Origin of the sequence: Streptomonospora alba (assembly GCF_000826685.1) — a bacterium.
Classification (GTDB): Bacteria; Actinomycetota; Actinomycetes; order Streptosporangiales; family Streptosporangiaceae; genus Streptomonospora; species Streptomonospora alba.
Genome location: NZ_JROO01000047.1, coordinates 24,641 through 43,575 on the forward strand (window position 1 = coordinate 24,641; position 18,935 = coordinate 43,575).

Genomic DNA, 18,935 nt, shown 5'->3' on the forward strand with positions numbered 1-18,935 from the left:
GCCGCAATGCTGCGCACCACACTCGCCGGCCTCCGCATGCACAAGGGCCGGCTCGTCACCACAGCACTCGCCATCGCCCTGGGCGTCATGTTCGTCTCCGGCACGCTGGTGTTCTCCGACACCCTGCGGGAAAGCTTCTCCAGCCAGGTGATGGGCTCGGCGGAGCGGATGGACGCCGTCGTCCTACCGGCGCAGGGCAGCGAGGATCCCGTTTCCGGCGACGTCCTCGACGAGGTCCGCGAGCTGCCCGAGATCGACCGTGCCGCCGGCGTGACCATGGGCGACGCCCCGCTGCTGGACAAGGACGGCCGCGCCGTCGGCAGCGTGCCCACCGCCGGGGTGTCGGTGGGCGAGCCCACCCGCTTCTCGGCGGACGAGGGCGAACTGCCCGACAGGCCGGGCGAGGCGGCCCTGGCCACCTCCACCGCCGAAGCGACCGGCTATGAGGTCGGCGACAGCGCGACCGTCCTGGGGCCCGACGAGCAGAAGCACGAGTTCACCGTCACCGGCCTGATCGACTTCGGCACCGAGCCCTCCCTCGCCTACCGCGGAGCGGTGGCCTTCACATCGCCGGTCGCCGCCGAGATGACCGGCGCCGAGGGCTACTCCGAGATCGACGCCCTCGCCGCCGAAGGCGTCTCGGCCCAGCAGGCGGCCGATGCGGTCTCCGCTGTCGCCGGAGACGGCACCGAGGTGCTCACCGGGCAGGAGCTGGGCGACCGACTGGCCGAGCAGGCCGGCGCCCAGGCCGACGCCCTGGCCACCGGGCTGCTGCTGTTCGCCCTGGTATCGGTCGTGGTGGCGGCCATCGTCATCAGCAACACGTTCGCCATCCTGGTGGCCCAGCGCCAGCGCGAGATGGCGCTGCTGCGCTGCGTGGGCGCGGTGCGCCGACAGGTATTCACCGCCGTGGTGACCGAGGCGCTGGTCGTGGGGCTGCTGGCCTCGGCGCTGGGCGTGCTCGCCGGGGTCGGGCTCGGCTACGCGGGCTTCGCGGTGGGCGCCGAGGCGTTCGACGCCGACGCGGGCTCGGCCGACGTCGTGGTGAAGGCCCAGACGGTGCTCATCGGGCTGGCCGTGGGCACCGTGACGACCCTGATCGCGGCGGTGCTCCCGGCGCGGCGCGCCACGCTCGTGCCGCCGCTGGCCGCGCTGCGCACCAGCGCGACCGCGACCGCGCTCGATACGCGCGTCGGGATTCTGCGCATGGCGACGGGCACCGTGCTCCTGCTCGCCTCCGCAGGGGTGGTCGCCCTCGCCCGGCAGACCGACGATCCCGAGACCGGCCTGTACCTGGTGGTCGGCGCGGGTTTCGTCGCGTTCGCCGGCGTGATCGTCCTCAGCCCCCTACTGGTGCGGGCGGCTGTAGCGGCGGTGTCCCCGCTGATGCGGGCGCTGGGGGTCTCCACCGCGCTGGCCGCCGACAACGCGCGCCGCAATCCGCGGCGCGCGGCGACGGCCATGATCGCCCTGACGGTGGGCGCCACGCTGATCACCGGCTACTCGGTGGTCAACGCCTCGATGATGGCCACCACCACCGACATGCTCGATCGGCAGTTCCCGATGGACTACCAGGTCCGCGCCCAATTCGCCGAGGAGGGGCCCGGTGTCCCGCCGGAGGTGGCCCGCGACCTGCGGGAGTCGCCCGAGGTCGCCGAGGTGGTCGCCCAGCGCTCCGCGACCGCGGAGACCGGGGACGGCTTCGTCCGGTACACGACCTTCCGCGGCGTGCCGCCGGAGGAGGCGGCCGGCGGCGGCACGGACGCCGGGGACCTGGCCGACGTGGGACCGGGCCGCGTGGCGGTGGTGTCCGACGTCGCCGGAGAGCGCGGCGTCGGCGACACGCTCGCGCTCACGACCGGCGAGGGCGAGCGCGACTACGAGATCGCGGCCCTCGTGGAGGGCGCGCAGAGCTCCTGGAGCGTGCTGATGGACCCCGAGGACTTCTCCTCGGCGTTCCCCGAGGTCCGGGGCGACGAGATGCTCATGGTCTCCGGCGCCGAGTCCGCCGGCGACGAGGAGCTGCGCGACGCGGTCTACGCGGCGGTGGAGGACCGACCAACGCTCCAGGTCGACTCGATGGCGCAGATGCGCCGGCAGTACGAGGACGTGCTGAACACCGCGTTCCTGGCCGTCGTGGCGATGCTGGGCCTGGCGGTGGTGATCGCGGTGTTCGGGATCGCCAACACGCTGGCCCTGTCGGTGCTGGAGCGCACCCGCGAGTCGGCGATGCTGCGGGCCATGGGCCTCAAACGCGCTCAGCTGCGGGTGATGCTCATGTGGGAGGCGGTGCTGATGTGCCTGGTCGGGGCGCTCGTGGGCATCGGCCTGGGGGTGTTCTTCGGCTGGGCCGCCTCGGCCGCCGTCCTGGACGACCTGCTGTTCCGCGTGCCGACCGCGCAGATCGCCGCCTTCCTGGCGGCCGCGGTCGCGGCCGGGCTGCTGGCCTCGGTGCTGCCGTCGCGACGGGCGGCGCGCACCTCCATCACCGCGGCCATGGCCAGCGAGTAGGCGCCTACGCCGACACACCGGCGCCGAGGTGGTGGCCCGCAGGGCGGCTGCCTACCGTGGGGGCGGGCGGGCCGAGCGCGGCCCGCCCGCCCCTGCGGGGCTGCCGCCCACGGCCGGAAGAGGCGAAGGAATGACAGCCGAGGACGCCGACGCGCCGGAAGGCGCAGCGTGGGGCACGCCGGCCGCGCGCTGGATGCTGGCGGCCACCGCGCTCGCCTCGGGGATGGCCTTTCTGGACTCCACGGTGGTCAACGTGGCGCTGCCCGCGATCTCCGGCGACCTGGACTCCGGCGTCGCGGGCCTGCAGTGGACCGCCAACGGCTACATGGTGACGCTGTCGTCGCTGATCCTGCTCAGCGGCTCGCTCAGTGACAGGTACGGGCGGGTGCGGGTGTTCTCGGCGGGCGTGGCCTTCTTCGCCCTGGCCTCGGCGCTGTGCTCCCTGGCACCGACCCTGCAGTGGCTGATCGCCGGCCGGGTGCTGCAGGGGGTGGGCGGCGCGCTGCTGACCCCGGGCAGCCTGGCGATCCTGCAGGCGGGCTTCCGCAAGCGCGACAGGGCGCGGGCCATCGGCGCGTGGTCGGGGCTGACGGGGGTGGCCTCGGCGATCGGGCCGTTCGTGGGCGGCTGGCTGGTCGACGCGGGCTCCTGGCGGCTCATCTTCCTGATCAACCTGCCGATCGCGGCGGTGGTGCTGGTGATCGCACGCGTGCACCTGCCCGAGTCGCGCGATGCCGAGGCACCCGAACGGTTGGACTACACGGGAGCCGTTCTCGGCATGGCGGGGCTGGCCGGGCTCTCCTACGCGCTGATCGCGGCGGGCGAGACCGCCGCCGACTGGCGGGTGGCGGGCGCCGCGGTCGCCGGCGCGGCGGCGCTGGCGGCCTTCGCCGCGGTGGAGCGCCGCAGCCGCCACCCCATGCTGCCGCTGGACATCTTCTCCTCCAGCCGGTTCACGATCACCAACATCATCACCGTGGCGATGTACGGCGCCCTGGGACCGCAGATGTTCCTGCTGGTCATCTACCTGCAGGAGGTGCTGGGCTACTCCGCTCTGGCGGCGGGGGCGGCGTCGCTGCCCATCACCGTCCTGATGCTGGCGCTCTCGGGGCAGTCGGGCCGGCTGGCCCAGCGGATCGGACCGCGCTGGCAACTCGGCTTCGGCCCCCTGGTGCTGGCGGCGGGGCTGGTGCTGCTGTCCCGGCTGGAGCCGGGGACCTCCTACCCCACCGGAGTGCTGCCGGGCGTGGTGCTGGTGGGGCTGGGCCTGTCGGCCGCGGTGGCGCCGCTGACCGCCACGGTGCTGGCCTCGGCCGCCGAGCGCCACGCCGGCGTCGCCTCCGGCGTGAACAACACGCTGGCGCGCACCGCGCAGCTGATCGGGGTGGCGGCGGTGCCGGTGCTCGCGGGCGTCAGTGGAGACGCGGGGATCTCCGGCGGATTCGGCCCGGCGATGCTGATCACCGCCGGCCTCGCCGCCGCGGCGGGCCTGCTGGCGCTGGCGCTGCTGCGCCGCCGGACGCCCGCGCCGGCGTCGGGGCGGAGGTTCTGCGGCGTGTCGGGGCCGCCGCTGCACCGCTGTCCCGGTTCGTCTGCGGGCGACCCCCTTCGCGGGGGCGGCGAGAGGTCCTAGAGTCGGGGACATGGGAGATGCCGCGGCCAAGGACGGCGGCGAGCCGGCCATCGCGTTCGTGGGCGGCGGAGCGGGGGCGGCCCTCGCCGCGATCGCGCTGCTGCGCGCCACCACGTGGCTGCGCCTGGCCTACCGCATCGTTCTGATCGACGAGCACGGCCGGTTCGCGCGCGGGCGGCCCTACGGCGGAGCGGGCGGGGAGTGCCTGCTGGAGATCCCCGTCAAGCACATGTCGGCGCTGCCCGACCGCCCCTGCCACCTGATGGAGTGGGCCCGCGCCGAGCGGTCCTCCCCCCGCCGGACGGGCGGCGCCGCCGCGCCGTCCCCAGGCGCCACCGCGCTCGCCCCGGCGGCCTGCGGACCCGACACGCTGCTGTCGCGCCGCGTCTACGGCGACTACCTCGCCGACACGCTGGCGGCCACGGCGGCCTGGGCCTCCCCCTACGCCACGCTGCACACCTGCACCGACCGTGCGGTAGGGGTCGGCGGCGACGACGGCGGCGCGGCGGTGCAGCTGGCCTCGGGCGAGCGGATAGGGGCCGCGGCTGCGGTGGTGGCCACGGGCGACCCCGCCGTCACGGCGCCGCCCCCGGTCGAGGGTGCTGCCCAGGGCGCTCAGGGGGCGTCGGGGCTGTCGGCCTGCTCCTGCGGCGCGCTGACCACTCCGCAGGGCGAGGCGGCCCGGCTCTTCGCGATCGGGTCGGTGCGCCGCGGCGACTCCGAAGCGACGGTCCCGCGCATCCGCGACCAGGCCGATGCGCTGGCCCAGCGCCTCGCCGACACCGTGCTGCGCACCCCGCCGGGACGGGGCCAGGCCTAAGCGCGTCCCTCGACACAGGTGCCCGGGGTCCAGACTGCTACCTCGCCGGGCTCAGCTCCCGCGGGTGCGGCGCTCGGCGGATTTGAGGCGGAAGGGGCGCAGTGCCGACTCCACCTGCACCGCCAGGTCCATCTTGCTGTCGCCCTCGCGGCGGTCCTCGAAGTGGATGGGGATCTCCACCATCTTCTGGCCGCGGGTGAAGGCGCGGTAGTGCATCTCCACCTGGAAGCTGTAGCCGCTGCTGTCCACGGTCTCCAGATCCACGGCCTCCAGCGCCTCGCGCCGCCAGATCTTGAAACCGGCGGTGACATCGCGGATCGGCATGGCCAGGATCGTCTTGACGTAGGTGTTCGCCCAGGAGCTGAGGAGCCGCCGGTGCGGGCGCCACTCCTGCGACAGGCTGCCCCCGGGCACGTAGCGGCTCCCGATCACCACGCCCGCCCCGGTGGAGAGCATGGTGCCCAGGAGCTGGGGCACGTATCCCGGCGGGTGGCTGAGGTCGGCGTCCATCTGCACGACGAACTCGGCGCCGTCCGCGAGCGCGCGGGTCATGCCCGCCACGTAGGCGCGCCCCAGCCCTTCCTTGGCGGTGCGGTGCACCACCGTCACGCGTTCGCGGTCGGGTGTGTTGTACCGGGCGGCGATCTCCTCGGCGATCTTGCCCGTGCCGTCGGGCGAGTCGTCGTCGACGACGACCAGGCGCAGCTCGGGCAGCGGGGACTCGAGTAGCCCGCGGGCGAGCACGGGCAGGTTGTCGGCCTCGTTGTAGGTGGGCACGACGACGCTGACCGCAGACCGCGCCCACGGTTCGGGCAGGGTCACCGGACTCGGCATGGGCGCTCCAGGAAATCCGCGGGTCTTCGGGCTCATCGGGCAGCGTACGGGGCGGCGGCCCCGCACACCACCGAGAAGGCGCTCGGCCTCTATTCTCCCCGGTCGACCTCCAGCACCGCCACGTGCACCAGGGTTCCCATGTCCTCCAACGTCATCAGGACCTCGGGGTCGGCGTGGTTGTCGGTGATCAGGTGGGCGATGTGCTCGGGCGCCACGGTCTGGACCATCGTGTCGGCACCGACCTTGGTGTGGTCGGCCAGCACCACGACCTCCTGGGCGCAGGCCACCAGCGCGCGGTCGACGCTGGCCACCGCGGGGTTGGGGGTGCTCAGGCCGCGCTCGGCCGTGACCCCGTTGCCCGAGACGAAGGCCATGCGCACGCGCAGTCCCGACAACGCCTGCTCGGCGGCGGCGCCCACCAGAGCACGTATCGGCCCGCGCAGGGTGCCGCCGGTCATCACCACCTCCACGCCCGGGGCCGAGGCCAGCACCTCGGCCACCAGCAGGGAGTTGGTCACCACGGTGAGGTTCTGGCGGCTCACCAGCTCGCGCGCCAGGGCCTCGGTGGTGCTGCCCGGACCCAGCACCACCGCGTCGTCGTCCTCGACGAGGCGCGCCGCCGCCGCCGCGATGGCCAGCTTCTCAGGCGCGGCCTGACCGCTCTTCTGGGTGTAGCTCTGCTCGAAGCCCAACCGCCCCGGCAGCGCGGCGCCGCCGCGCCTGCGGTCGATGAGGCCGTCCGCCTCCAGGGCCCGCACGTCGCGGCGCACGGTGACCTCCGAGGCGCGCACACGCGAGGCGATCTCACGCAAGGCCATGGCGCCGTTGGCCCGCACCAGCTCCAGGATCCTCTCGCGGCGCTCGGCCGCGAACGCCGGCCTGGTCTCGTCTGCCATGGGATACTCCATCTCCGGTGCTGGCTGGGGGGCCGCGCTCCGATGATAGAGCCGCCGGGGTCAGCTCATGTGCACTCCGTGGGTGTGGAACGATTCGTCGATGGCCGTGTCGTCGGCGGAGGCGTCGTCCTCCAACGAGGGGCCGCGGAGGACGAAGACGACGACGAAGAGGGCGATCAGCAGGCCGAGCACGGCCAATGTCGCGATACCGAACAGCGCCATCATGGACACGGGGGGCCTCCCTGGCGAGCGGGCCGACCGGCGACACCGCGATTCGGGAAGGGCCCGCGCCGCGGGGTCACTCACCCCATCGATGCCCCGTAGCAGTCGGTTTCATGCCGCCCCGGCGAGGCGAGTTGCCCGCACCGCCGCCGGGGCCGCGGACCCGCGCTCACCGGGCGGCGGACGGCGAAGCACCCGGGGTGCGTTCGGTGGACGAACACGACAGAATGGACGGGTGACTGCGCTGACGTGCCGGCTGTGGTGGGCCTCGCCAGACGACGCCTCTCCCGCGTTGCTGGACCTTCTCGACGCCGGCGAGCGCGAACGCCGCGAACGCTTCCGGGCACCGGCCGACCGCGACCGCTACCTGGTGGCCCACGCGCTGGCCCGGCTGGCGCTCGCACGCGAGGCCGGGTGCGCTCCCGAACAGGTCACCTTCACCTTGCATTGCCGCGCCTGCCGGCGCCGTCCCGACCCCCGCCCCGAGCCCCACGGCAAACCGCGCCCCGCCGGCCCCGCCGCCGGGCTGGAGATCTCCATCAGCCACTCCGGCGACCGCGTCCTGCTCGCGCTGGCACACGGCACGCCCGTGGGCGCCGACGTCGAGAAGGTCGCGCCCGACCGCGACACCGAGGGCCTCGTCGACTACTGCCTGCGTCCTCGGGAGCGCCGCGACCTGGACCGGGTCCCCGCCCCGCAGCGGGCCGAGGGCTTCTTCGGCTACTGGGCGCGCAAGGAGGCGCTGCTCAAGGCCACCGGCGACGGGATCTCCGGCGGGCTGGCCACGGTGGGCGTCAGCGGCCCCTTCGATCCCGCCGCGGTGGTCGAGTGGGACTCCCCCGCGGCTCCAGAAGACGTGCGGCTCACCGACCTCGACGCCGGCCCCGGCTACCGGGCCGCTGTCGCGGCGCTCTGCCCCGGCCCGCTGGACACGCGGATCTGCGATACCGCCGATCTGCTGGGCACCCGCCGCACCGTCGGCTGACCGCCGCCTCCGGCGGGCCGAGCCGGCGGCCTGGGGCGCGAGGTCCGCGTGCGGCCCCGGCGGCCGCACCCGTGGTCTCCTCGGCGGCCCGACGCCGACGCACCATGATCCCCTCCGCCCGCGCGAGCAGCCCAGTCAGGTAGCAAACCTGGCTTAGCGGACACATTCGCGTGATCACCGGTCAGCGATGACTACCTTGACCGGCGTTGGAGCCCTTCTGAACCATGTAGGCGTGCGCATCCGTGGCATTGGTTTGGCTCATGCACCCGTCCTCCGCCGCCCCCGTCCCCTCGGCTCCAGGTGAGCATGGCCGCCCCGAACCACGGGACCGCCCGCGACGACGGCCGGGCGGCGCTGCTGTGCGTCGTCGACACCGTGCACGGCACCCAGGTCGCCGACCCCTACCGCTGGCTTGAGGACCCCGACTCCCCCGCCACCCGCCGGTGGCTGGCCGAGCGCGAACACGAGTTCGTCGCGGCCGCCCAGCGGTGGGCGCTGCGGGAGCCGCTGGCCGAGTGCATCGGCGACCTGGTGGCCACCGATCTGTGGACCCCGCCGCTGCGCCGCGGCCGCCGGGTCTTCGCCACCCGCCGGCCCGCCGGAGGCGACCACCCCGCCATCGTCGTCTTCACCGATCCCGATCCCGATGACGAAGGCGGGGACGGCGGCAGCGAGCGGACGGTCTTCGACCCGCAGGCCTTCGATCCCAGCGGCGCCACCACGCTGGACTCCTGGGAGCCCTCCCCCGACGGCGCGTACGTGGCCGTGCAGACCTCCACCGGCGGCACGGAACGCGGGGCGCTGCGGGTGCTCTCGGTCCCCACCGGCCTGCCGGTCGAGGCGCCCGTCGAGGGCGTGCGCTACTCCAACGTCGCCTGGATCGGCCCCGACGCCTTCTACTACGTCCGCCGCGACGACGGCGACGGCCGCCGCGGCGTGTGGCTGCACCGCGTCTCGCCCACCGGTCCCGAGCCCGACGTGCTGGTACGCGCCTGCACCGGCCCGCGCACGGTTCCCGGCGTGCGGCTGCTGGGGCGGCGCTGGCTGGTGGTCACCGAGAGCCACGGCACCGGCCACCGCAACGACGTCTGGATCGCCGACCTGGCGCCGAGCGGCTCCGCCGCCGTGGCCGGGGCCTACGACGCTCCGCACTGGCGCACCGTCCACTCAGGCGAGGAGATCGAGTCCCACCCCGACCTCGGCCCCGACGGCACGCTTTACCTGCGCACCACACTGGGCGCACCGCTCCGCCGCGTCTGCGCCACCGACCCACGCACGCCCGGCACCGCCCACTGGCACGAGGTCGTCGGCGAGGATTCCGAGGCCACCCTGGACGGATTCGCCGCCGTCGGCGCCGCCGAGCACCCCGAGGTACTGGTGACCCGCACCCGGTTGGGGATCAGCGAGCTCACCGGCCACGCCGCCGACGGCCGCCTGCTGCGCCGCATCGACCTGCCCGGTGAGGGCATGGTCACCCGGCTGGAGCCCGACGGATCCGGCGGCGCCCATCTGTGCTACGCCGACGTCGCCACCCAGCAGTGCGTCCTGGCGCTGGAGGCGGGCGGCACCCGGCCGCGCCCGTGGCCGCGGGGTTCGCAGCCGCGCCCGCCCGCCACCGTCCGGCGGCGCACCCTGCAATGCCGCTCGGCCGACGGCACGCGCGTGCCCGTCACCGTGTTCTCGGTCGTCGGCGGCCCGGGCGAGGACGGCTCCGGTTCCGCCGCTTCCGCCGAGCCCACCGAGCCGGGACCGACCATCCTGCACGCCTACGGCGGATTCGGCCGCCCCCGCCAGTTCGGGTTCAGCGCGACGGTGCTGGCCTGGCTGCTGGCCGGCGGCCGCTACGCGGTCGCCCACGTGCGCGGCGGCGGCGACTTCGGGCGCGAGTGGCACCTGCGCGGAGCACGCCGCAGCAAGCCGCGCTCGGTCGAGGACCTCGTCGCCGCGGCCGACGCCCTCGTCGAGGAGGGCGCGTGCAGCCGCGAGCAGCTGTGCCTTTCGGGCGGTTCGGCCGGCGGCCTGCTGGTCCTGGCCGCGGCGGCCCGGCGACCGGACGTGTGCGGAGCCGTCATCGCCTCGGCGCCGCTGGCCGACATGGCGCGGTTCGAGCGGCTGGGAATGGGCCCCATGTGGATCCGCGAGTTCGGCACCGCCGCCGACCCCGAGGACTTCGCCGCGCTGATGTCCTACTCGCCCTACCACCGCGTTCTGGAGGACGGCGCCCGCGGCCGGCCCGCGGTGCTGCTGACCGGTTTCCACGGCGACACCCGCACCGACGCCGCACATCCGCGCAAGATGTGCGCCGCGCTGCTGCACCACCGGACCGGCGAGCGCCCTGCGCTGCTGCGCTACGAGCACGACGTCGGCCACGGCCCGCGCGCGGTGACCAAGGCGATCGAACTCGCCGCCGACGCCCACGCCTTCGCCGCCGACGCGACCGGTCTCGTGCTCCCGCGGACGTCGGCGGAAGCGCCGGCCTCCCGGCTCGTGCGGCGGTGGGAGCAGGCGTGAGCACCGCGGCATCCCAGGCATGCGGCCGCCGCACCGGCGGCCGCACCCCCGCGCAGCACAGCGCGGGGGCGGCACCTCCCCCTGACGGGGGTTGGCGGTGCACCGCCCCGCGCCCGAGGGCGCGGCCGGGCCTTGCGGCCGGCGGGCACCGAGTGGCACATCCGCGAAACGAACAGGAGACGCCATGGACCACAACGAGTTCGACGTCGAGGTCGAGGAGCTGACCGAGGTCACCTCGCGCGACATCACCGCCGGCGGCGACAACGACGGCACCGACTCCAGCTCCGACTTCATCTGACCGACGACGTCGGCATGACCCATCCGTCACCGACAGGTCGCCGGAGCGCGTCGTGCGCCTCCGGCGGCCCGCCGCCGCAACCGCCGCAGTGGAGGCCCCCGTCGTGACCGACCGCCTGTTCACCGAGACGCTGCTCGCCGCCGTGGGCGAGGACCTCCTCTCCACGCGGCTGTCCACCGACGTCGTCTTCGCCGACCTCGGCGCCGAGACCGTCCGCCCGCTGCTGACCTTCGACGCGCTCAACGACATCCTGGCCCGCTGCGCGCTGGAGCCCCCGCGCCTGCGGCTGCACCGCAAGGGCGCACCGGTGCCCGCCGCGCGCTACACCGATTCGGGCAGCACCTCGGGCGCCGAGCGCGCGGTGATCCGCCCCGACGGCCTCTACCGTGAACTGCGGGAGGGCGCGAGCCTCGTGCTCGACGCCGTCGACCGGCTGCACACGCCCGTGCAGGAGGCCACCGACGACCTGATGCGGCTGGTGCGCGAACGGGCGCAGGTGAACCTGTATCTGATCTGGGGCGATTCCCACGGTTTCGACACCCATTGGGACGACCACGACACCTTCATCGTCCAGGTCGAGGGAACCAAGTCCTGGCAGGTCCACGGGCCCGGCACCCGCCCGCACCCGATGAAGGTCGACTCCGACCACGGCCACAGCCCGCCCGAGGGCACCGTGTGGGAGGGCGTCCTCTCCCCCGGCCACGTCCTGCACGTACCGCGCGGGTGGTGGCACACGGTCAAGGGCACCGGCGACGTCAGCATGCACCTGACGTTCGGCTTCACTCGCGCGACGGGTATCGACTGGGCGCGCTCGGTCCTGGAACGCCTTTACGACGTAGATTTCTTTCGTACCGACCTGCCGCGCTTCGACTCGGCCGAGGAGCGGCGCAAGCACCAGCACGAGCTGATCCGCCGGCTCGTCGACGTGGCCGAGCAGCACGACCTCGACGGCTTCCTGGAGGAGCACGACTCCCGCTTCCCCCGGCGCCAGTCCTTCGCCCTGCCCTGGGCGGTCGACGGCGCCACACCGCAGGCCGAGACCCGGGTGGAGTTCGTACCGATCCTGCCGCCGCCCATGCAGCGCGAGGGCGAGCAGGTCGCGGTCACGGTCTCGGGCAAGCGTTACCGCCTGCCCGCGGCGGCCGAGCCGGTACTGGCCGAACTCGCCCGCCGACCGCGCACGACAGCGGGCGAGCTGGCCGAGGACTCCGGCACCCCGCTGGAGACCACGGCCGCGGTCCTGCGCGCGCTCGTACGCCACCAACTGGTGCTGCTGCGCTGATCCCCGAGGGCGGGGCGGCGGCGCGCAGCTGCGCAGCGCCGTCCCGACATCCCGTGGCCTCGGCTGGGGCGCGGGCCGCCGCGGCGTGGCTCCCCAGCGCCGGGACCTCCTCGGCGCAGGGGCGGGCCTCGCGCGCGGGACCGGGCCCCGGCGGCCCGGCGCGGATGACGGTCGCGAATGCCGCGACTCCGCCCGGTCGGAGACCCCGCACGGGGCCGGCCGACGCCCGGCGTCCGCCCGAACCCACCGGAGCCGCTTCATCCCCGGCGGCTCCCTCAGGCGCCGCCCGCCTGCGCGCGCTCGCGGGCGTAGGACTCCACACCGTCCAGCATGCGCCGCAGACCGAACACGATGTCCGTGCCGACGTCGTCGGCAGGTCCCCCCTCGCCGGCCGCCTCCTCGTCGGCGGCCGCACCGCCCTGGGCCGGCGGCGCGGGGTCGAACAGCCCTTCGGCCACCAGGGCCGCCACGTTGGGGTAGCGCTCGGGTGCGGCGAAGCGGCGCAAGGCCGCGGCGTAGGCCGCACCGGCCGCCGCGGCGCCGACACCGCCGCCGCGGCGCGAGTCCTCGATCTGCACGGCGATGCGGGCCAGCTCGCGCACCGCTCCGTCGACGAACATGACCACCGAGATCCGCTCGGCGCCGGAAAGGCCGGAGACCGACAGCGCCTCCAGGTAGGCCTCGAACCAGGCCAGCTGATTGGGTGCCCGGGGCGGCCCGGAGATCTCCACACGCAGCAGCCAGGGCCGGGCGCGGTAGCCGTCCACCATGGCGCGCGTGAGCGCCTCCAGCCGGGCGCGCCAGTCGGCGGCCCCGCCCCGCTCGGGCGGCTCGCCCACGGCGGTGTCGGCCATCAGCTCGACGAGCTGCTCCTTACCCTGCACGTAGCGGTACAGCGACATCGTCGTGTAGCCCAGCTCGGCGGCCACGCGCTGCATCGACACGGCACCCAGCCCTTCGGCGTCGGCCAGGCCCACGGCCGCGGCCACGACCGCCTCCAGGCTCATCCGGGGACGCGGTCCCCGCCGAGGGCGAGCGGCCACCCCCCATAGCAGCTCCAGACGCCGCTCGATCTCCGGCTGCCCGTCGCCGCTGCCGCCGTGCTCGTCGCGCTGCGTCGCCATCGTCCACCACTTCGTACTTCCGGCTCGACCCCATCCTAGAACCGTGTATCGCATACAGGTCCGACCGCGCCGCCGCCGACATGCCGCGGGCGCTGCCGGAGACCTGCGTGCGCGTCGGCCGGCGGATCCGCCGGCGCTGTCGCCCCGGGACATTCGTGCACCCCCTTTACCTGGAAAGCGCTTGCCGGAACAATTCACCGCATACGCAACCCCATGTCAGCGATCCTGCGCGGGGCGCTACACCGGATCGCGCCGGGCATCCGAAAGACGGCAGTGCGCAGGGCGGGGCCGAGACCCCGTGGACGAAAGGACGGCAGCCAGTGCAGGAAAGCGCTTCCCATCTCGGGGCGTTCCACGACTGGGTGGAGCTGGCCCGCCGCAGCCACCGGCTCTTCGACTCGGGCGGCCGCGGCCCGGACCCCGAGCGGCTGCGCGCGGTACTGGGGCTGCTCGCGCCGCCCGAGGACATGCGCGTGCGCGAGGGCCGCACGTGGCGCCGGGACGGCGTCGACGGCCGAGAGGTGTCGTGGTGGCCGGGGTTCGGCCCGCGCACACGCGCCTGGGTGCTGCGGCCGACCGGGGCCACGGAGCCGCTTCCGGGCGTACTCGCGCTGCACTGCCACGCCGGGACCAAGCACATCGGACGCGAGCGGCTCGCCGACGGACCCGAGGGCCCTGCGCCGACCGCGGTCCGGCTGCGCGGCGACCTCTACGCCGACCGGGCGGTCGCCGACGACCTGGCGCGCCAGGGATTCACCGTGCTCTGCCACGACGCCTTCTCCTGGGGCAGCCGGGGATTCGAGGCGGCGGCCATGCCCGAGCGGGTGCTGCGCGACGCCGAGGCCGAACTCGCCGCCCGCCCCGGACCCCCGCCCGGCACGGCCGAACGCTACGACGCGGCCGCCCGCCACCACGAGCACACCCTCGCCAAGTACTGCACGCTGCTGGGCAGCTCACTGGCGGGCATGGTGGCGCGCGAGGACCTCCTGGCGCTGGACCACCTGGCCGCACGGCCCGACGTGCGCGCCGACGCGATCGGCTGCATGGGCCTGTCCGGCGGTGGATGGCGCGCGACCCTGCTGCATGCGCTCGACGACCGGATCGGCGCCGGCGCGGTGGCGGCCATGATGTCGACCTTCGCCCAGCTGTCGGCGCGCCATGTCGATCCGCACACCTGGATGCTGTTCCCGGCGGGACTGAGCCGCGAGTGCGACTGGCCCGAACTGGCGGCCACGCGCGCGCCCGCGCCGCTGCTGGTCCAGTACGCCGAGCAGGACCACCTGTTCACGCCCGAGGGGATGCGCGGCGCCGACGCAGTCCTGCGGGCCCGCTACGCAGCGGCCCGCCACCCCTCGGCCTACAAGGGCAGCTTCCATCCCGGCGGCCACGCGCTGTCCGCGCCGATGCAGCGGGAGGCGGCGGAGTGGCTACACGAGCATCTCGGGTAGAGGGCCCCTCAAAGGGGCGTCCGTGGCGGCCGGGGCGCTCATTGCCCCGAGATCGCATATTAGGGTAGCCTCATCTAAAGGACGGTGATCGACTTCCCCGTTCCGCAGCTTGGTCGGCATTCGGTTCCGCGTAGCACGCCCCGAAGCCGAACGCCCGACGCGGTGCAGAAAGGTTGGCTGAGGCCGCATGGCCGATGAGCAGGCCCCGCTGCAGGCGGTGATCGACGCTTGCCGGCCGCTGAAGTTCGCGCCGCTGCCCGACGTGCGCACCACCTCCGTGCAGTCCGCGCGCGAGCACCCGGCCACCGAGCACTGGTACCGCACCGACCTCATGGTCGCCGAGGGCGCGGTCGGCCCCTTGTTCAACCGCCTTACCGCTCAGCACGGCCCCGACCACAAGCTGCCGGGCGCCACCCACTTCATGCGCGCGCTGCTGCGCGAGCCGATCTTCCTGGTCTCGGCGGGCATCTACCTCACCGGCAGGGCCACCCTGCTGGACGAGCGCCACCTGTGGTTCCCGTGGCTGTCCACCTCGGCCTTCGGCGCGCCCACCATCACCAGCACCCGCATGGCGGTACTGCCCGACGACCCGGCGGCGGGCCACCCCGACGCGGTCGTGGTGCCCGACGAGGACGCCCTCAACGCCATAGCCGCCCGCCACCTGGTGGGTGCGTTCTCCCCGATCATCGACGCGCTGCACGAGCACACGCGCGTGGGGCTGCGCACGCTGTGGGGATGGGTGCTCGACACCCAGCACTTCTACATGCTCAACCCGGCGCGCTTCCTGGGCCGCGACGCCGAGGACGCCTGGCAGCGCGCCGGGGCCCTGGGCGAGGCGCTGATCGAGGCGGGCGCGGTCACCCGTGCGCGGCCGCGCCTGTTCCCCTTCTACGAGGAGCACCCGCGCGGCACCTGGGCCGTACGGGGCACGTGCTGCTTCGACTACAAGGGCGACCCCGAGCACGGTTTCTGCACCACGTGCCCCCTCAAGTGCGACGACGACCGCCGCGCCGAACTCCAGGAGTGGATCCGCAACCCGGCCTTGGCGCCGTAGGGCGCTGAGCCCGCGGCCCTCGCGGGACCGGGCGGGGTTTTCTCGGAACCCCCGCCCAGCGCGGTGGCCGCGGGCGGAAGCACGGAGCCCACTGTGCTGACCGGCCGGTCTCGTCGGCTTCGGGCGACGGCACGCCCCCGACGGTCGCTCTCCCGGTGCAGGCCGCTCCCCTCTGACACGTCGAGGAACCGCGGGCGCCCTCCATGAGAGTGCTCCACGAGCCGGTTCCCTACCCGGCGCCGCAGCCGCCCGGCCCGGGACCGGCGACTCAGACGCGCCGCAGCGGGGAGTGCGGGGGCGCGGGAGCGCGCACGCCGATGGCGTCGCCCGGCCGCACCGGGCCCGTGGCACGCACGACGCCCATCACCCCCGCCTTGAGCACCACAGCACCGTCGGCGTCGCGGCCGACCACCTCGGCGAGCAGTCCCTGCTGGAAGCCGTCGATCTGCGTGCAGGGGTTGCGCAGCCCCGTTATCTCGACGACCGCGCTCGGGCCGAGGTCCAGCAGCGTTCCGGTGGGCAGGGCGAGCAGGTCGAGTCCGCGGGTGGTGACGTTCTCCCCGAGGTCGCCGGGGCGCACGCGGTAGCCCGATTCCCGCAGTTCGTCGTGCAGTTCTCCGGGGATCAGGTGGACCTGGCGCAGGTTGGGCTGCGTGGGATCGCGCGCCACCCGCGACCGGTGCTGAACCGTGGCCCCCATGTGCGCGTCGCCCTCGACGCCCAGCCCTTCCAGCAGCCGGACGGACTCCGCCGCCGTTTTGCTGAAGGCGTGTTCCGAACTGAGGCCCACCGCCGCCACACGCGCCGCCATGCCGTCCCTCCCGCCGTCGCCGGATTCGACGGTGCCGAAGTCTAGGCCCCGCGCCCCTTCACGGACTCGGCGCCAGGCGGTCCGAGGGCGGCCGCAATCGGCCGATGCGTAAAGATCCGCGCGTGAGCCCCGGCGGCTTCAGCCCTTCAGGCGGACGACCGCGGGCTTGTGGTCGGAGGTGAAGTCGTGCAGCCGCAGGGCTGCCGGCCGGGTGCCCGGCGGGACGTCGAAGACCAGGCCGCCGCGGACCTGCATGCCCGGGGCGAGGCGGCCGAACAGCGCGTCGGGGTTTCCCGCGCGCAGGCCCGCGGTGTTGTCGGGGCGGTGGCGGGCGCCCTGGGTGTCGACGAGGCGCTGATCGGCGTCGGTGAAGAACCCGGCCTTGTCGCCCACGTTGCGCACGGTGACCCGGGCGACCACGAAGCTGCCTTGGGCCCGCTCCCCCTGCACGGTGCCGCCGACGTGGTCCAGGTCGGTGTGCACACCGGTGACGGTGAACTCGAATGCACCCGAGGAGACGGGGTCCCCGACCCGGCCCCAGGCCCCGTCGGCGGGCGGCCGCTCGGGCTGGGCGCCCGGTGTCGGCAGGCGTGCGGCGACTCCGCCGAGGGTGGACGGGCCGCCGCCGATCAGTACAGCGACGGCCGCGCCACCGATCAGGGCCGCCGCACCGAGAGCGGCCGCTGTTTTCGGCCACCTCCGCCGCCGGGGAACCGGTTCCGGTTCGGAGGTACCGGGGCCGCCCTCGGCGGGCTCGGCGGCCGCATCCGGGGTGGTGGGGGCGTGAGCGTCGGGATCGTGATCCGCGGCGTGCGCGGCGGCCGGCGACGGCTCGCCCGCTGCCTCGGTCTCCGGCTCCCCGATCCCGGACGCGGTGTCGTCGGCATGCCGCGGATCGGCGCCGCCGGCGCCTCTGATCGCTGCCGCCTCACGGTCATCCACGCCGGCTCCTTCGCGGGGTGCCACACACGACTCACGTACGGTAACGCCCGTTGGTCACGTTACCGACCGGCACCCGGAGAGACACGCAGGTTGAAGGGTGTTTCACGGAGGTGCGCCCATCACTGTGCGTCACGGCGGCGTGAGGTGGTGCCGGTGTACGGCAGGCGGATCAGCCGGTGCGGCGCGCCCGCAGTGCGAGGAGGAGGACCGGCACCACCAGCGCCGCCGCCACGGCGTTGAGCGGGCCGAAGCCCAACGCCACCAGGGTCACGCCCGACAGCGCCGAGCCGGCGGCTCCGAAGGAGTGCATCAGCAGATCGGCCGTGCCCTGCGCCTGAGGGCGGCGCTCGGGCGGCAGTGATTCGGCCAGCAGCGCAGACGCCGAGACCAGTCCGAAAGACCAGCCCAGTCCGAGCAGGATCAGCCCGGCCGCCACCTGCGTGGAGTCGTGGCCGGCCGTGCCCGCCAATGCGGCCGCCCCCACGATCAGCGCCTGTCCGGTCAGCAGCACCGGCACGCGCCCCAACCGGTCGGCGAGCCAGCCCACCAGCGGAGACAACGCGTACATTCCGGCGATGTGCAGGCTGATGGTCACCCCGATGACGCTCAGCTGCGCGCCGCCGGACTCCATGTGCACCGGCGTCATGGTCATCACGGTGATCATGGAGGCGTGGGAGGCGGCCATGCCGGTGATGGCTAGCAGCGCCCGGGGTTCGGCGGCGATCGCCCGCAGCGACGCGGCGAGGGATCCGCGCTGCCGAGACGCTCCGCCCTTGTCCGCCGGGGCGGTGCCGGCGGCGGCGCGGGACAGCAGCAGCGGGTCGGGACGCAGCAGGAGGGCGACGACGGTCCCGGCGGCGGCGAAGGAGACGGTGCTGAAGACCAGCGGCCCCACCAGCGGGTCGAGCCCCAGCGTCCCCGCCACCGCGGCGCCGGGACCGGTCAGGTTCGGACCGGCCACCGAGCCGATCGTCGTGCCCCACACCACGAGCGAGAGGTCGCGGCCGCGGGTTCGGTCGCCGGCCAGGTCGGCGGCACCGTGGCGGGACTGCAGGCCCGTGGCGCTGCCCGCGCCGAAGAGCACCATGCCCAGCAGGAAGGCGGGGAAGAGCGCCAACTGGGCTCCGGCGATCGCGCCGACGCCGCCCAGTGCCGCCAGGAACCAGCCCAGGCTCAGCCCGAAGCGCCGCCCTCGGCGGGCGGCGGCGCTTGCGAGCGGCAGGGCCAGCACGGCGGCGCCGAGCGTGACCATCGTCGTCGCCATGCCGGACCAGCCCTGGGAGCCGGTGAGGTCGCGGGCGATCAGACCGATCACCGACACGGCGGAGGCGACGCCGACACCGCCGACGACCTGCGCCCCGGTGAGCACGGCGAGCACCCGCGGGCGGGCCGACCGCGCGGCGCGGCGTGCGGTCTCCTGGTCGGGGTCGGCACGGGCGTCGCGGGGCGGCGGCGCGGCCTCGTCGGAAGCCGTCATCGCCGCTGCGAGCGTGTGCGCATGCTCTTCCCCCATTCGCCGGCGGCCGGCGCCACTGCGGATACTCAGGACGAGCCGATCATAGGA

15 protein-coding genes are annotated in these 18,935 nt (G+C 74.6%); 8 read left to right on the forward strand and 7 right to left on the reverse strand.

What is annotated here, in order from left to right:
- The first annotated feature begins 6 nt into the window (after positions 1 to 6).
- The 3 genes from LP52_RS22635 (at position 7) to LP52_RS22645 (ending at position 4,964) form a co-directional block, all read left to right on the forward strand.
- Complete coding sequence (locus LP52_RS22635) at positions 7 to 2,511, forward strand: ABC transporter permease (protein ID WP_040276406.1); 2,505 nt, start codon at positions 7 to 9, stop codon at positions 2,509 to 2,511.
- Positions 2,512 to 2,641: 130 nt separating this feature from the next.
- Entirely contained in the window at positions 2,642 to 4,144 is a 1,503-nt protein-coding gene (locus tag LP52_RS22640) for an MFS transporter (protein WP_040276407.1), read from the forward strand.
- A gap of 10 nt (positions 4,145 to 4,154) precedes the next feature.
- The gene (locus tag LP52_RS22645; RefSeq protein WP_040276408.1) at positions 4,155 to 4,964 is read left to right on the forward strand and encodes an FAD/NAD(P)-binding protein; all 810 of its coding nucleotides are present in this window, start codon (positions 4,155 to 4,157) and stop codon (positions 4,962 to 4,964) included.
- Positions 4,965 to 5,015: 51 nt separating this feature from the next.
- Here the strand turns inward: LP52_RS22645 and LP52_RS22650 are convergent, their stop codons facing one another.
- From LP52_RS22650 to LP52_RS27495, 3 genes are all read right to left on the reverse strand, one after another.
- The gene (locus LP52_RS22650) at positions 5,016 to 5,798 is read right to left on the reverse strand and encodes a polyprenol monophosphomannose synthase (RefSeq protein WP_040276409.1); all 783 of its coding nucleotides are present in this window, start codon (positions 5,796 to 5,798) and stop codon (positions 5,016 to 5,018) included.
- Between the two features lie 89 nt (positions 5,799 to 5,887).
- Positions 5,888 to 6,694 (reverse strand): DeoR/GlpR family DNA-binding transcription regulator, encoded by an 807-nt coding sequence (locus LP52_RS22655; RefSeq protein WP_040276410.1) that lies wholly within the window; start codon positions 6,692 to 6,694, stop codon positions 5,888 to 5,890.
- Between the two features lie 60 nt (positions 6,695 to 6,754).
- Positions 6,755 to 6,925 carry a hypothetical protein gene (locus tag LP52_RS27495; protein WP_157036440.1) on the reverse strand — a complete coding sequence of 57 codons (171 nt, stop codon included), beginning with the start codon at positions 6,923 to 6,925 and terminating at the stop codon, positions 6,755 to 6,757.
- 226 nt (positions 6,926 to 7,151) lie between these two features.
- On the opposite strand from LP52_RS27495, the gene LP52_RS22660 reads away from it, so the two are divergent.
- From LP52_RS22660 to LP52_RS22670, 3 genes are all read left to right on the forward strand, one after another.
- Positions 7,152 to 7,901 carry a 4'-phosphopantetheinyl transferase family protein gene (locus tag LP52_RS22660; RefSeq protein WP_338011655.1) on the forward strand — a complete coding sequence of 250 codons (750 nt, stop codon included), beginning with the start codon at positions 7,152 to 7,154 and terminating at the stop codon, positions 7,899 to 7,901.
- Between the two features lie 306 nt (positions 7,902 to 8,207).
- Positions 8,208 to 10,412 carry a prolyl oligopeptidase family serine peptidase gene (locus LP52_RS22665; protein ID WP_052810161.1) on the forward strand — a complete coding sequence of 735 codons (2,205 nt, stop codon included), beginning with the start codon at positions 8,208 to 8,210 and terminating at the stop codon, positions 10,410 to 10,412.
- Positions 10,413 to 10,813: 401 nt separating this feature from the next.
- A complete protein-coding gene (locus LP52_RS22670) occupies positions 10,814 to 11,992 on the forward strand; it encodes a JmjC domain-containing protein (RefSeq protein ID WP_040276431.1) in 1,179 nt (392 codons plus the stop codon).
- Positions 11,993 to 12,267: 275 nt separating this feature from the next.
- Here LP52_RS22670 and LP52_RS22675 read toward each other — a convergent pair whose 3' ends face one another.
- On the reverse strand, positions 12,268 to 13,116 hold the full coding sequence (locus LP52_RS22675) for a TetR/AcrR family transcriptional regulator (RefSeq protein WP_052810162.1): 849 nt from the start codon (positions 13,114 to 13,116) through the stop codon (positions 12,268 to 12,270).
- A gap of 320 nt (positions 13,117 to 13,436) precedes the next feature.
- On the opposite strand from LP52_RS22675, the gene LP52_RS22680 reads away from it, so the two are divergent.
- Together LP52_RS22680 and LP52_RS22685 are read left to right on the forward strand one after the other, a co-directional pair.
- On the forward strand, positions 13,437 to 14,564 hold the full coding sequence (locus tag LP52_RS22680; protein WP_052810163.1) for a dienelactone hydrolase family protein: 1,128 nt from the start codon (positions 13,437 to 13,439) through the stop codon (positions 14,562 to 14,564).
- 187 nt (positions 14,565 to 14,751) lie between these two features.
- Positions 14,752 to 15,618 (forward strand): (2Fe-2S)-binding protein, encoded by an 867-nt coding sequence (locus LP52_RS22685; RefSeq protein WP_040276411.1) that lies wholly within the window; start codon positions 14,752 to 14,754, stop codon positions 15,616 to 15,618.
- Positions 15,619 to 15,886: 268 nt separating this feature from the next.
- Here the strand turns inward: LP52_RS22685 and LP52_RS22690 are convergent, their stop codons facing one another.
- From LP52_RS22690 to LP52_RS22700, 3 genes are all read right to left on the reverse strand, one after another.
- The gene (locus tag LP52_RS22690) at positions 15,887 to 16,429 is read right to left on the reverse strand and encodes an MOSC domain-containing protein (protein WP_040276412.1); all 543 of its coding nucleotides are present in this window, start codon (positions 16,427 to 16,429) and stop codon (positions 15,887 to 15,889) included.
- Between the two features lie 138 nt (positions 16,430 to 16,567).
- A complete protein-coding gene (locus LP52_RS22695) occupies positions 16,568 to 17,371 on the reverse strand; it encodes a DUF4352 domain-containing protein (protein WP_052810164.1) in 804 nt (267 codons plus the stop codon).
- 169 nt (positions 17,372 to 17,540) lie between these two features.
- The gene (locus LP52_RS22700) at positions 17,541 to 18,848 is read right to left on the reverse strand and encodes an MFS transporter (RefSeq protein ID WP_040276413.1); all 1,308 of its coding nucleotides are present in this window, start codon (positions 18,846 to 18,848) and stop codon (positions 17,541 to 17,543) included.
- Positions 18,849 to 18,935 lie beyond the last annotated feature (87 nt).

Excerpts from the sequence above, each read along its gene's own strand:
- LP52_RS22635 (WP_040276406.1), top strand. The coding sequence starts at position 7 with ATGCTGCGCACCACACTCGCCGGCCTCCGCATGCACAAGGGCCGGCTC.
- LP52_RS22655 (WP_040276410.1), bottom strand. The coding sequence starts at position 6,694 with ATGGCAGACGAGACCAGGCCGGCGTTCGCGGCCGAGCGCCGCGAGAGG.
- LP52_RS22675 (WP_052810162.1), bottom strand. The coding sequence starts at position 13,116 with ATGGCGACGCAGCGCGACGAGCACGGCGGCAGCGGCGACGGGCAGCCG.
- LP52_RS22685 (WP_040276411.1), top strand. The coding sequence starts at position 14,752 with ATGGCCGATGAGCAGGCCCCGCTGCAGGCGGTGATCGACGCTTGCCGG.
- LP52_RS22700 (WP_040276413.1), bottom strand. The coding sequence starts at position 18,848 with ATGACGGCTTCCGACGAGGCCGCGCCGCCGCCCCGCGACGCCCGTGCC.
- LP52_RS22690 (WP_040276412.1), bottom strand. The coding sequence starts at position 16,429 with ATGGCGGCGCGTGTGGCGGCGGTGGGCCTCAGTTCGGAACACGCCTTC.
- LP52_RS22645 (WP_040276408.1), top strand. The coding sequence starts at position 4,155 with ATGGGAGATGCCGCGGCCAAGGACGGCGGCGAGCCGGCCATCGCGTTC.
- LP52_RS22665 (WP_052810161.1), top strand. The coding sequence starts at position 8,208 with ATGGCCGCCCCGAACCACGGGACCGCCCGCGACGACGGCCGGGCGGCG.
- LP52_RS22650 (WP_040276409.1), bottom strand. The coding sequence starts at position 5,798 with ATGCCGAGTCCGGTGACCCTGCCCGAACCGTGGGCGCGGTCTGCGGTC.
- LP52_RS22640 (WP_040276407.1), top strand. The coding sequence starts at position 2,642 with ATGACAGCCGAGGACGCCGACGCGCCGGAAGGCGCAGCGTGGGGCACG.